This window comes from Desulfopila sp. IMCC35006 (genome assembly GCF_005116645.1).
Lineage (GTDB): Bacteria > Desulfobacterota > Desulfobulbia > Desulfobulbales > Desulfocapsaceae > Desulforhopalus_A.
Window position 1 is genome coordinate 1 of record NZ_SWCM01000029.1, and the last position, 13,561, is coordinate 13,561.

At 45.3% G+C, this 13,561-nt stretch carries 10 protein-coding genes; 3 read left to right on the forward strand and 7 right to left on the reverse strand.

Annotation, left to right across the window (positions count from 1 at the left end; translation table 11 throughout):
• Positions 1-747 precede the first annotated feature (747 nt).
• From FCL47_RS23865 to FCL47_RS23890, 6 genes are all read right to left on the reverse strand, one after another.
• Positions 748-3,987: a hybrid sensor histidine kinase/response regulator gene (locus tag FCL47_RS23865; protein WP_136816239.1), complete on the reverse strand. Its 3,240-nt coding sequence runs from the start codon at positions 3,985-3,987 to the stop codon at positions 748-750.
• A gap of 99 nt (positions 3,988-4,086) precedes the next feature.
• Positions 4,087-5,163 (reverse strand): PotD/PotF family extracellular solute-binding protein, encoded by a 1,077-nt coding sequence (locus tag FCL47_RS23870; RefSeq protein ID WP_136816240.1) that lies wholly within the window; start codon positions 5,161-5,163, stop codon positions 4,087-4,089.
• A gap of 270 nt (positions 5,164-5,433) precedes the next feature.
• Positions 5,434-6,789 (reverse strand): sensor domain-containing diguanylate cyclase, encoded by a 1,356-nt coding sequence (locus FCL47_RS23875; RefSeq protein WP_136816241.1) that lies wholly within the window; start codon positions 6,787-6,789, stop codon positions 5,434-5,436.
• Between the two features lie 41 nt (positions 6,790-6,830).
• Positions 6,831-8,714 (reverse strand): EAL domain-containing protein, encoded by a 1,884-nt coding sequence (locus FCL47_RS23880; protein WP_205747428.1) that lies wholly within the window; start codon positions 8,712-8,714, stop codon positions 6,831-6,833.
• Positions 8,695-10,629, reverse strand: coding sequence for a CHASE4 domain-containing protein (locus FCL47_RS23885; protein ID WP_136816242.1), 1,935 nt, complete (start codon positions 10,627-10,629; stop codon positions 8,695-8,697). Before FCL47_RS23885 ends, FCL47_RS23880 begins: the two co-directional genes overlap by 20 nt.
• Before the next feature lie 1,034 nt (positions 10,630-11,663).
• Positions 11,664-11,849: a hypothetical protein gene (locus FCL47_RS23890; protein WP_136816243.1), complete on the reverse strand. Its 186-nt coding sequence runs from the start codon at positions 11,847-11,849 to the stop codon at positions 11,664-11,666.
• Positions 11,850-12,021: 172 nt separating this feature from the next.
• On the opposite strand from FCL47_RS23890, the gene FCL47_RS24495 reads away from it, so the two are divergent.
• Both FCL47_RS24495 and FCL47_RS25770 read left to right on the forward strand, forming a co-directional pair.
• Positions 12,022-12,198, forward strand: a complete 177-nt coding sequence (locus FCL47_RS24495) for a hypothetical protein (protein ID WP_153306393.1) — start codon at positions 12,022-12,024, stop codon at positions 12,196-12,198.
• A gap of 11 nt (positions 12,199-12,209) precedes the next feature.
• Positions 12,210-12,419 carry a zinc ribbon domain-containing protein gene (locus tag FCL47_RS25770; protein ID WP_136816244.1) on the forward strand — a complete coding sequence of 70 codons (210 nt, stop codon included), beginning with the start codon at positions 12,210-12,212 and terminating at the stop codon, positions 12,417-12,419.
• 78 nt (positions 12,420-12,497) lie between these two features.
• On the opposite strand, the gene FCL47_RS23900 is transcribed toward FCL47_RS25770, so the two are convergent.
• Positions 12,498-12,680 carry a hypothetical protein gene (locus tag FCL47_RS23900; protein WP_136816245.1) on the reverse strand — a complete coding sequence of 61 codons (183 nt, stop codon included), beginning with the start codon at positions 12,678-12,680 and terminating at the stop codon, positions 12,498-12,500.
• Between the two features lie 209 nt (positions 12,681-12,889).
• Here FCL47_RS23900 and FCL47_RS23905 point away from each other — a divergent pair, with 209 nt between their 5' ends.
• Positions 12,890-13,312 (forward strand): hypothetical protein, encoded by a 423-nt coding sequence (locus tag FCL47_RS23905; protein ID WP_136816246.1) that lies wholly within the window; start codon positions 12,890-12,892, stop codon positions 13,310-13,312.
• The last annotated feature ends 249 nt before the right edge of the window (positions 13,313-13,561 follow it).

Here is a 13,561-nt window from a genome sequence, read left to right on the forward strand (position 1 = left end):
TGTTCCAGATTTCAGAAGAAGTGAGACAAATTCCCCGTATTCATTTTTCATCAATTCCCACCAGGAAATAATCTATTGACTGAAAGGCTGTCTTAAACCGCCCAAGTTAAAACAATTTCACAATGTTGTAAGTGATTTAACAAAATTTACTATAATAATAATTGGTTTTGAGCTTGCGGACTGTTTTCTCTAAAAGAGAAGTGGCCCCGAAAAAATGAACAAGGCGGTTTAGTGGAAACCACTTCTCCAATAGCGCTCAGATATGGGCCAATAGTTAGATTGCGACGTATGTTGTCCTTATGTCTCTTGTGTCTCTTGTGTCTCTTGACCCAATCGGCATTTCGGTAAAGAAGGATATCCCTTGGTACCATTTTCTAGGAGCACAACTTCAAAATTCAAATTCTTCCTGGCCCTCTCCCAACGTGATCAACCACCACTTTTACTAAGATATTGCTGAGTTTTTCATATAGGTAAAAACACCTGTTTTGAGGCTATACGAGGTAGAAGATTAAGAGGGGAAGCCAATGGCAATCTTATCCATTTAAACAAAACTGCATATTAAGATTGTTCGCTGTATCCACTGGCCAACACAACCTAAGTACTGGGCATAATTTATTGCAGAGCGAGCAAGGTTTCCTAGCTGTTCATGCGCGGCATGACCATATAACTCAACACGAAACGAATTTCATCATGAAAAACCCTGGGATAGTGATTAAAGAATCAGGGGCAGAGGCATTTTGTCTATCATCATGACGAGATCTCCTTATTCAAGGCGAGCTTGACACCGATAAATTCCGATTCTATAGCTGCGACCAGCTCCATTATATTTTCAAGAATATTATTTTTACAACACATTTCCAGTTCCCTGCTTATTTGTGAAAGCCGCAGCGCTCCCACATTAGCGCTGCTCGATTTGAGACTATGCGCTGAATTCTGCACTATTTTCAAATCGTTGGCTGCAAGTCCTTTTTGTAACTGATTAATGAGGGGTTCTGAGCTTTTAATATAGGCATTAATTATCCTGACAAGGATATCGGGCCTCCCTTTAATTTGCAGATCCTTGAGAGTGCTCAATACACTCTGGTCAATGGGTCCGGCAGGGATCTCGTCACCTTTTGCTGATTGTCCTTTTTGGGGCGTTGGTTCAGATCTATCCATTTCTCTTTCCGCTTCTTTACTGGATACTTGTTCTGTAAAAGCCGGTGGTTCTCCATGGGCCCAAACTTTTAGAATGTTATAAATCGATTCCTGTTTAAAAGGCTTGCTCAGATAATCATCCATACCTGCCAGCAAACATTTCTCCCGGTCTCCCGTCAGGGCATTTGCCGTCAACGCGATGATAGGGATATGCGTATTGTTCGCTTTCTTTTTTTCCGTATGACGAATTGCGATTGCCGCCTGATAGCCATCCATCACCGGCATCTGGCAGTCCATAAAAATGAGGTCATACTCGGTCTCTGCTACTGCGGCTACTGCCTCTTGACCGTTGGCACAGATCTTTACCCGACAGCCTAATTTTTCCAGTATACTAAGGGCAACTTCCTGATTGGTCTCATTATCTTCAGCGACAAGAATGTGCAGAGCCAATGGCCATTCCTTTTCAGTTGGAACGTTCCCGGTAACAGGCCGATCAGTCTCGTCGGGAGGCATACTGCCCACTACCGCGAGCAGAGAACAGCACAAATCATCCTGCCGGATAGGTTTGGTAAGATATACCGCTATACCCCTTTCTCTTGCTTTGGCAATATCGCCCTGAAACCCTACGGAAGTAAGCATTATCATCTGCACATCGGCTATAACTGGATCGGTCTTTATTTTTTTAGCGACTTCCAGACCATCCATACCGGGCATCTGCATATCAAGGATAACCAACGCAAAGGGTTGACCTTTTCGTTGGGCAATACGCAGTTTCGCCAACCCTTCCGGTCCATTGGCGACACTCTCACTGCTCATTTCCCATGAAGCCGTCTGTCGTTCAAGAATTTCACGATTGGTTGCATTGTCATCAATGATGAGAACCCGAACTCCTCGTAACTCGGTTGAATCAGAAGTACATCGTTTTTTTACCTCTTTCGGTGCCGGTTCAAGCGGCACATCAAAATAGAAATGCGTCCCCTTACCTGGTTCACTTTCACAGGCCAGAATCCCCCCCATACATGATACCAATTCACTGGAGATCGCCAGGCCAAGGCCGGTCCCGCCATATTGACGAGTTGTTGAACTATCGGCCTGTGAAAAAGGCTTAAAAAGAAGATGCTGAATTTTCTTGCTCATCCCGATGCCCGTGTCAATCACCGATATATGCAACGAGACATTGCCACCTTTATGCCTATTCGTTGTCGCCCTAACAACGACCTCGCCCTTCTCGGTGAATTTGATCGCATTGGCAATAAGGTTGGTGAGAACCTGTCGCAGACGGGTTGGATCTCCCTGCAAGCTGCAACAGGTACCGGTTGGGATCAGTACAGCCAATTCCAGTCCTTTTGCATGAGCACGTGAAGCAAGCATCTCTGCCACATCTTCAATTAACAGTCGCAGATCAAAGTTGATGGTCTCAAGTTCTAATTTGCCTGCTTCAATCTTTGAAAAGTCAAGAATATCATTAATGATCGAGAGAAGAGATTCACCTGACCCCTGTATAGTTTCCGCAAACCTGCGCTGTTCGATGGTAAGAGGAGTATCCAACAACAATTCCGTCATGCCAAGCACTCCATTCATCGGCGTACGGATTTCATGGCTCATATTGGCAAGGAACTGACTTTTCGTCTGATTGGCCTGCTCCGCCTTTTCCATTGCCTCGTGCAAGTCTTTGGTTCTTTTTTCCACCTGGTTTTCAAGGGTGCGACGATTCTCTTCAACTTGATACTGGTAGGTACGCAACCGCGCTGCCATGCTGTTAAAATTATCTGCCAATACTCCAAATTCATCGTTTGAGCTAAGATGCAGCTTTTTGACCTCTGTTCCCGCCAGGTTTATGTCTTTGACTGCGTTGGTCAGCGAGGTGACTGGTTTAATAATGAGATGTCTGAATCCAACTAAAAGCAGGATACAAACGACCAAACCAATAAATAGGGTTAAAATAAACAGGAGTCTGCCTACAGCCCAACTATCTGCCATCAACTCCTGGTCTGGCAAAGAACTGACGAGATAAAAGCCGGGAAGGATCTCACGGTATTGCAGAGTAGAATCTTTCCCCATAAATTGTCCGGAGAAAGAGGAGAAGCTCTTCTGTTGGTTATCCGATTTCTGGGCAGCAGCCCAAAAAGGCAAGGTGATTTTTTTACCAACCAGCTCCTGCTTGTTTGCAGAAATTATGACATTTGTGTCATCGACAAAAAAAATACTCCCCTTGGTTTTGTCATGGAGACTGGCAAGAATTTCATCTATCAAATCAAGACTGACGGTAATTGTCAGAAAACCTCTTAATTGAGGTGTGGATATCTTTTCGTTTGTCGCACCGTCAACTAAGTCCAACCTCTTGGCAACAAGGAAGGCGTACTTACCTGTATCCTTATTTTTGAAAAGTGTAGTGAAAATTTCGCTGCCGGACTGCGACATCTTCTGAAAATATGGCGTGTCTGCCTCCATTTCCGTTACATTGGGGATCTCCCCAATGGTAATGCGTGTATCCTCGTAACCGTCGGGCAGAAGAATACGAATCTCAACATACGCAGAGTATATCTCCTGATAGACACCCAGCAAACGCAACAGTGAAGGCTGGAGCAGGGAATATCGCTCCCATTCATCCGGAATCAAAACATATTTCTTGACGAGCTCAGATTGAGCCAACAACTTGATATTAGCTTCGGTTGTTTGTTTTTCCAACCGGACCTGATCCTCCAGCTGGGTAAGAAGATTCTCCCTCTCTGTCATCACAGAGTCATATGCCGCATCCCTGAGTTTATAAATACTTACCCCACCAAGAATAAAGAGAGGGAGAAGGACAAGGGGGAGAAAAGTAGCTATTATTTTGGTTCTAATGTTCATATCAACATACCCTTCAGTCTGAGCCGAGGAACTCAAAGAGCCAAACGGGGAAAGAGGTTGCAACACCCAATGCTTGAGTTTTGATCATAGCTGAAGTGGCTACATTTTATCCCGAGTAACTTCCATGAAGATAGTGTTTCGAGTTTTATAAACACGCGCCGGAAGTATTTTTTCAATCTCGCATTTTTGCATAATTGTATTACTGGGATAAATGAGGGGATCGTTGAGAAACTCCTTCGGCAGCAGTTTTTCTGCGGCCGAATTAGGTGTTGCATAGTACATATACTCAGCGTGCTCAGCGGCGTTTTTTGATTCATTAAGAAAATTAATAAAGTCCATAGCCAGCTTTTTCTTCTCGCTTTTTGCCATTACCACCAGATAATCGCCCCATAAGGTTGTACCTTCGCTGGGAATAACAAAGCTGATATTCTTATTTATTGCCTTCAGGGTGAGAGCATCGCCGCTATAGGTTGCAGCAGCTAAAATCTCTCCGCTGACCAAAGCTGACCCATCATTTACAGCGGGAACATCATATTTTTTTACATACTGTTTTTGTTGCAGGAGAAGTTTCTCAGCTTGCTTATAGGCACTGGGGTCATCTGAGCTATTTATCGAGTAGCCAAGTCCTTTTAAGGCAATATCGACCAATTCCCTTCTCTGCGGGAGCATAAAAATTTTCCCCTGTAGCTCCTGCGCCGGTTGCAGAATATCCATCCAGGAGGTAACTGGTGATTTGACCAGGTCAGACCGGTATGCTATCCCAACTGTTCCCCAGAAATAGGGCACGGCATACTCTTTAGATCCTTCGTAAGCTACCCTCCACTTAGGGAGAATGTTTTCCATATTCGGTATTTCTTCTTCAGATATCTTTGCCAGCCATCCTCGCTTGGCATACGTTGCAATACTTCTTCCATCAATCACGACAACATCAAAATTCCCCCCATCCGTCGAGACTAAGAGCTGATCCCGATTATCGTCACTCGTGTATGTAACAACCTGTAATTTTACATTAAATTTTTCCTGAAACGTATTAATTAAATCTGGACTAATATAGTCAGCCCAATTCAGAAGGGTAAGCTCCTGAGGTGAGGATGCGTGAGCATGGCTCATAAAAAGAAGAATAGCGCCTAAGATAATGCCCAATAAGCAATGTATTTTATATAATTTTCGTATCATGCTGAGTAGATCACCCTGTTCAGGGCATCCTGAACACCAATAAATTCTGATTCTATAGTTACGATCAGTTCTGCTGCATTTTCAATGCATATTATTTTCACAGCACATCTCATGTTTTTTTTATTTGGGAAAGCTTCATAGCCCCTACGTTGGCACTGCTCGATTTGAGACTACACACTGTAATTTGTACCACTTGGACCAGCAGGTCCAAGTGAGCGATTATGCAAAGCTTTGCATAATTGTTCAAATGCCCCCGTTGGTCCATCTCCGTCAGTGGGCAAGTATAACTCGGTTCCTGCCTGATTCTTTGGCCTTATAGAGAGCTTCATCCGCCAGTTGAAGTAACAGATCTTCGTTCCCTGCATTCGACTGGTTAGGATAGGCAGCTCCGCCGATGCTCACAGTAACTCGCACAGTCGTAATGCCTTTCGAAAAGATATTGTCCTCAATTCCCTTGCGCAGTCGCTCGGCGATAATCCGAAGATCCTCACTGGATGCTGCCGGTAAAACAGCGACAAATTCTTCCCCACCATAACGAAACAGAACATCGCCTTCCCGAAGAGAGGACCTTGCGAGAGCACAGATTGACTTCAGGACCCAATCCCCGACAAGATGGCCGTAAGTGTCATTGACTACCTTAAAATGGTCTATGTCAAAGATAATGATACCCAAGAGACTCCCGGTACGCGTAGCCCTGCCAAATTCCTCCTTAAGACGGCCCAAACCGAAACGACGATTGTAGATGCTGGTAAGTGGATCTATAGCAGCCAGTCGCCGCAGGTGATCATGCGCCATCGCATTGTTCAGAGCTAACCCCAGCCCTTGCATAAAAATATCGATTCGGGCCTGCTGATCCGAATCGAACGTCTTCCCGGTAGCAAGGACTACAACTCCAAGGGGCACACCCTTGTTTTTAACAGGCAAGACTACTATCTCACGGGGGCTGAAGTCCATGATAACCCCATCGATCCGCACGTCGTCAGGTATGGAGACGACTTGTCTCTGCCCCGTCCGTACTGCGATCCTGACGTGATCACTAACAGCGACCAACTCGGGGCTTTTCAAACCATGTGAGGCTGCAATCTCCAGTTTCCCTCCAGATTCGTATAGGACCAGGCCGCTTGCCGCATCCGTGTGCTCGAAGAACTGCAACAGGGCTTTTTCTGCCAGAGTCTCGATTTCCAACTGGCTCGTCAGCATCTCTGAAAATGACCGAACTGCCGCTTGGGTCTTCATTGATTTCGAAAGAGTCTCCACTAGCCGGTTGAACGCCAAGGCACTTTCTCCTATCTCGTCTTCGGAGTCGACATAAATCATGCAGTTCTCGGGCGTGCATTCTGAGAGATCTCCGCTGTAGGTCATCTTCTTCAAGTTCTGCTCAACCTGGCTCATGCTACTGGCCAAAAGCCTCAGACGAAGGCCGACAACCCAACGCGCGAGGCCATAGTTGATGATGCCAGCCAGTGCCCCTGCCCCCAAACAGGCCGCAAAAAAGACCTTGTTCAGAGCAATATTGGATGGCACCCCGAGCAAAATCACAAAGAACGGGAATACGATCCCAATCGACAGACCGAAGCCCACCATCCAGATGGCCAGGTCATGGAACACCTTCCGGGTAATTCGCATCTAAATCCTCTTTTTTTGCTCAGGCTAAGTGCATTAACAAGTTAGGCTAAAAGCACTGTTTCTTCGCCATTTTGTCGGTCTTTAAGTTCGCGCAGGAAACGTTCAGCTGCATCTGGCGTCATCGGACGGCTAATGTGGTAGCCTTGAGCTTCATCGCATTTTCCTTCTATCAGAAACTGCATTTGTTCACCAGTTTCGACACCCTCGGCAGTGACCTGTAGATTCATACTGTCAGCCATAGAGATCACAGCACTTGCTATGGCCTGATCGTCGGGGTCAGTGGTAATGGCTTTAATGAACGATCGATCAATCTTTAACCGGTCTATAGGGAACTGTTTTAAATAACTTAGGCTCGAGTAGCCGGTGCCAAAATCGTCAATGGCAAGGTGTACCCCGATGGTTTTCAATCTTTTGAGAGTTTCGACGGCACTATCCGCATCATTCATCAGAATTGATTCGGTGATTTCCAACTCTAATGCAGAAGGGTCAAGATTTGTCTCGCGAAGCACCCGAGAGATAATGTCCGGAAATTCTTTCTGAGAAAACTGCCGTACAGACACGTTTACCGCGATTCGTTTAAATCCTAAATCTGCGTCCTGCCATGATTTGGCTTGCCGGCAGGCGGTACGCAATACCCATTCTCCAATCGGAATAATCAGGCCGCAATCTTCAGCGATGTGGATGAAATCAAGCGGCGGTACATTGCCTAGGGTAAAGTTCTGCCATCTGATTAAGGCCTCAAGCCCAGTTACTTTACCAGTTACCAAATCCACCTGTGGCTGGTAGTGCAGCGACATCTCATTACGCTCGATAGCCTGGCGCAGTTCGTTTTCAAGGTTCATGCGCAACAGGGCTTTTTCGTTCATTGTGCCTTCGAAAAACTGAACGTTGTTGCGGCCGGTACGCTTGGCGAAATACATGGCCATATCTGCGCTTTTCATAAGTGTGACCACGTCTTCGCCATCACGTGGAAACAAGCTTATCCCGATGCTGGGAGTGATGAGGAGTTTATGGTTGTCCAGTTGCATGGGCTTGGTCAACTCTTCGCGAATTCGGTTGGCAACAATCAAAGCATCTTCTGGTTTCTGAAGGTCTGCGAGCAGTACCGTGAATTCGTCACCTCCGAGCCGGGCGAGGTGTCGCTTGTCATCATCTTCGGCCACTGATCTGGAAACCGCATCATTACTCCGCAAGCTGTGGGCGATCCGCCTTGCAGTCATGCGTAACAACTCGTCGCCAACGTTATGTCCCAGGGTGTCGTTAATGCGCTTAAAATTATCCAGATCGAGGAACAACACAGCCAATGACCGCTCGTGCTTTTTAGCAAAATCAATTGCCTGTTCTATGCGGGTCATGAAAAAGGCACGATTGGGCAGTTCCGTTAAACCGTCATAGTAGGCTAGGCGAAGAATCTTGTTCTCAGCAATCCACTTTTGCCCCAGGGCGACTGCAAGTTGACGTACCTCATGAGGGTGAAACGGCTTTTGGACATAAAACATTTTTCCAACCGGTGGTACACTTTCGGACAGTTCTCTAGGATCTACATCCGAGTAGGCGGTAGCGATGACGATATCGATCCGATCATCAAGTGCGCGAATTTCAGCTGCAGCCCAGGCACCGTCTGGTCCGGGTGGCATACGCATATCGAGAAAAGCTACAGCAAAGCGCTTATCAAAGAGACGACTCTCCCTTACGGCCAGTACCGCAGATTCGGCACCCCGGGTGTAGACTATATCAAACTCTGGTCCATCCGGTCGTGAAGGTTTCGCGGTTTGACGACCGAACAGCTTCGACTTCAAATCGCTTATCTTAGAATTGGTTGCCGGTTTTGCTGCATCCAGCACCATACGGTAGGAGTCAAGAATGGCAGGTTCATCATCGGCCACCAAAATTCGAATTGGTTTATTAGTTTCGCAATCCATCATGATCCTTGTCGGTTTCTGTGATTTTTTGTGCTCGATTTTCTGCCACAGGAAGGAGCACATGCAGGCATGCGCCGCTACCTACCCCAGCACTCTCAACTGACAATCGACCACCGAGAGCCTGTACTGTGTTTGCGCTCCAGTGCAGGCCGTAGCCGGAACCTTCACGATTCTTGGTCGAAAAACCCCTTTCAAACAATCGTCCGAGGTGGTCGGGATCAATCCCGGCTCCATTGTCGACAAAGCGCAGACCCACCATTGATTGACCATGCAAGTCTTCGTGTTCTGCCGTCACAATCACACGACCAGGAGCAGTGCCAGTCGACTGAATCGACTCGGCGGCATTGATTAACAGATTTGCCACTACCTGCTGTAAGGCCGCGCGAGATCCGGCGACAGTACCGATATCAGTAACACTGGATGTAATCTCAAGGTGCAGGGCATCCCTTGTTTCAGGGCTTAATCCGGCTTCTACATCTTTCATAACTGCCACCATGTCAACAGGTTCGATAACCCTGACTGAGCGGCTGTAACGTTGCTGGTCTGTGAGAATTTCCTGTACTTCTCCTACTTGCTTGATGGACGCTGCTAATTTTTCTTGACTGTCTTTTATCAAGCTGGCCATTTCGCCCCCGGCCAACTCAACGAATTGCACCAGATCAACACGACGATCGGAAGGAGTGCATGGATCAGCCAATTCAGCTGTCGCCAGTTCCATTTCGGCCAAGGGAGCTGTCCCCAGTTCCTGCTGTAGACTCAATAACCTGATATTCAATGGCGTTAGCGCATTTCCGATATTGTGCAGCACACCACTGGCCATTTCAGCAATGCCGGAATGGTAGGATTGGTCAATAAGACGGCGTCTCGTTTCTGCAATACGATCGACCATTTGATCGAAAGTATCGGCCAGGACGCCGACCTCATCCTCGCGCTTAAGGTCTAGGCGTACCTGCAGATTATCGTTTTCACCGATAAGTAGAGCATGTTCTGTAAGCTTTGTAATAGGCCGGAGTAAGGCTTGCTGCAGCATTTTCCAGAGTACGAGCATCATCAGCATGCCTGTTGCTGCCAGTACCCACAACGATTGCTTGACCGCCTTTGCTCCTTGCGCTGAGATGTCGCGCGAGGTGTCGACCTGAAGCGTCAGTAGGGGGTGGCCGAAAATGTCGGATATCGTGGTAAATATCTGCCACATTTCTGGTGTTTCAATCCATTTCAAATCAGAGTAATTTAGCCCCTGGCGGCTGCCGCTACCGCTAATCGAGTCTGAAGGGACTATTTGTTGGTTGATTTTTTCGATGGCTATTGGGAGTCTGGTCTGTTCACCAATGCGTTGCACAGCAACGTCGTCGAGAAATCGTCCCATTATCATCGTACCGGCAATAGGTCCTTTGCGATCATTGGTCAGAATGGGTTTGGCCACAACCAGCATGGCGGCGTGGGGTGTGTTGACGATTCCTTTGACCACACTCTCCAGATTTTTATGTTGCAGCAGGGGATGGTCGACAGGCAGTGTTGTTTCGGTCATTGTTCCTAAATCTATAGTCTCTCCGGTTTTAAGATCAAATCCCTGGCTCCAGACTGCCTTGCCAGATGTGTCGAAAATCCCCAGAAAATTGATTTTCATTCCTTCCAGTGTGGAGCCAACATCAAGGTTTTGTTCGGCGTAGTCTGGCTTTTGTCCCTTCACATAGTTGTAGGTATCCGTCCAATAAGCCCAGTCTGAGACAGAAGGTATGATCTGATCGAGTTCACGTTGGATCGCCCCCAATGCGCGCTCTGCATTCTTGGAAGCGGTCTCTTTTTCCAGTGCCATGAAACTTGGCATTATAAATACCTGCTGGATAACTAAATTTGCTAAAGCTGATATCAGAAAGACCAGGATCACGATAATGGTTACTTTGCGTGTTAATGACATATGTGTTTCCTTGATAGGTGGCAGATGGGATGAATTCACCGTCCAAATCAGTTATCATTAATGCTTTCCTGGTTCCGGCAACACTGCTTTCCGGCAATGTCTCGCTCAAATACTTAAGTGGTGGTTGCGGGACGGTTCTGTTCTCCTGAGTTTATGGTAGGAAATTTACAAAGTCAAATAAGCGACAAGACAAATGCTGGAAATTAACAATTCTTAAAATTCAATGCACCTGATATGAACAGCCGCTGATGAATTGGATGACGAGGTCAACGGTAGGATAACTGGTGAGGTAGATTGAAAAAAGAGGGTACCAAATCTATTTAACTTTTCTTTGGTCTGCGAGATAGTTTCGTTGAAATGCGAAGATTGAAAACTCTCTTAATTTATTCTAAAGCCACTCGCGATTTCAGGAGACATCTATTTACAAATAGCTGCATAAGCGTCTTGTATTGTTGCATATTATACCTGTTTATATTAGCCATAATCAGTCAAAGACCGGACATCTGTTTCCTGAACAGTTTGAACTCAATTATGCTCAAAAAAAATGCCCAAAAAGGAGCATTCTTGCAGTTAGTAAACTTGAAGAGTATTTTTCAAAAAAGTAGCTGGAAATGAAGCATATCGAAACTCTTGATTGTTCCAAAAAATATTTACTGGTCTCTTCGACGAAATCGTTAGGCACTGTGGTTGATAGTAACTGATAATCGTGCACGAATTGGTGAATCAATCAACCTTTTTCTGACGTGACCAAGGTCGGAGATTGTTCCAAGCACTGTCCGACCCAAAAAGTTCCATTTAACTTTTCTCGTATCTGCAGCAACTTAAATCCACCGGCTCAGTCCATTCAAGACCATTCGCCTGATGCTCGTGCAAAAAATCACGCCACTCTTCCCCAACTGGCATTTTCACCACATTCGTTAAGGCACGCGATAATAATTTCCGACTTTCACGTGCAGTTAGCTCGCTCCATTTTTTTCAGAAGTATGCCATTCTGTGCTTGTGCCTGCATAACGACCACCCGTTCGAGAATGATGCTACGCCAGGCCAACCTTTTTCCAATATCCTTCAATCTCAAGTTTCTGTTTGAGAAAATCTAAAAAGCTCTCGTCAAGATTTCCCGATTTTCGAAGTTGTTGGTATTCCTTGACCATTGCTTGTCTTGCATGATTTTCGTAGAGACTCCATTCAATAAGTAAATCTTCTTTCTGTGCTGCATTCATCTCTCCATACTCCCTGGTGAAATTGAGTTTTTTGATTTGTTCTTTATGGGAGTATATGAATGAACTCTTACAAAGATCTTACAATGGTTGGTTTCAGTGGTAGAATGTGTCAAACAGGCACCTGATTTCGCGAGTGGTGGTACCTTCTCTACAAAATGGACAAGTGGAAAAAATGGCGAATAGAGTGAATCCAAAAGACATTATCCCTCTTCGTGAAGCCTTGAATATGGAAATCATGATCAACCAAGCACTGATCGATATTCTTGTCGCCAAAGGCATCATTACCCAAGAAGAACTCATGGCCAAGATTGAAGAAATCAGGCAGGAGATGCCGAAAGTAACTTCTTAACGGAAAACAAAATGCCGATTTACAAATTTTCATGCAATGGATGTGGAAAGGTTTTTGATAAAATCCTTTCATCCTCAGACATTTCTTCTGTTACCTGCAGTGCTTGTAATAGTCCAGATATAAGGAGAGTCCTACCTGAGGGCAGTAGTGCTACTAAAGGTGCAACCTCCATTCCTGCAGGGGCACTTTCCGGTGGATCCTGCAAATCTGGCTTTTCCTGACGTTGATATCAAGAGCCCAGGTTGGGTTTTACAGGCTAGTGTCCTAAAAATACAATTTGCAGATCCTTTGCTAAGTTTTCATCTCAGCTTATCTATCACCTCAAGATACTGATCAATAAGCGCAGAATCATAATTTCCATATGCTTTCATTAAAAATGCCCTGGCTGCCGGCTTGTCAAGGTCGATTACCTCATGAATTGATGTGGCATTAAAAATTGCATGAGCCTCATCTACCAATTTCTCGGTTTCGTCAGTGTGCATTAGGGTGCTCCATTAGTTTTTTCAAGGGAAAATGTTTTTGTACTGTTGTAGTGTAGACAAGTGATCTGACAAATTTCTTACATTAGGGGATGGGATCGCTATTTTCCCGTAAATAGAACTGTCCTCCCATTTTGTTTTGCACCACATTTATTCCTCACTAAGAGAAATTGTAGCAAATATGGTCAATGTGTGGATAAGAGCTTTGGCGTATGAGAAAAAAAATTAAAATAGATAATGGTTTCAATCCATGCCCCGTTGACAGTGGGGATGAACTGTATCCCAATGGCATTTTTGAGTTTAACATCACAAAAATACTCGAACATATCCAAAGGATCCCTGATTTCATTACTGCTGAAAATGTACCTGTGAGCGATTTTTACAAAGATTTCTCATCAATCAATGAAGACCATGTGGCTTCGACTGATATTTCGATACCGGTAATTTTGGCAGAAATTTCACCTGGCCGATATAATTTAATTGATGGGAACCACAGAATGGAAAAGGCGCGCAGAAAGGGAATAAGGACTTTGGTTGCATACAAGCTGAATCCCGAGCAACACATTCAATTCTTGACCAGTAAAAAGGCCTATGTAGCCTTCATTGAATATTGGAATAACAAGCTTAAAAAGTGATGAAAGGGCTGAGACGAAAAATCTTCTGATGTATGGTTGTATGTTTGTCGGTCAATAGTGTTTCCACTAAGTCTTGCCAGACAGATAGGAGCTATAGGGACTCCGGTCCGCTGTTAAGATCGAATATAGCTATCTGGTCTATTTAAAAGAACGTTTGATATGCAGACTTTTATTAAAATGTGATAGCAATTGGTTTTCCTCTTGCCCAGCAATTCCTCCAATTCCAAACACTCCCCAAACAAAAGCTCT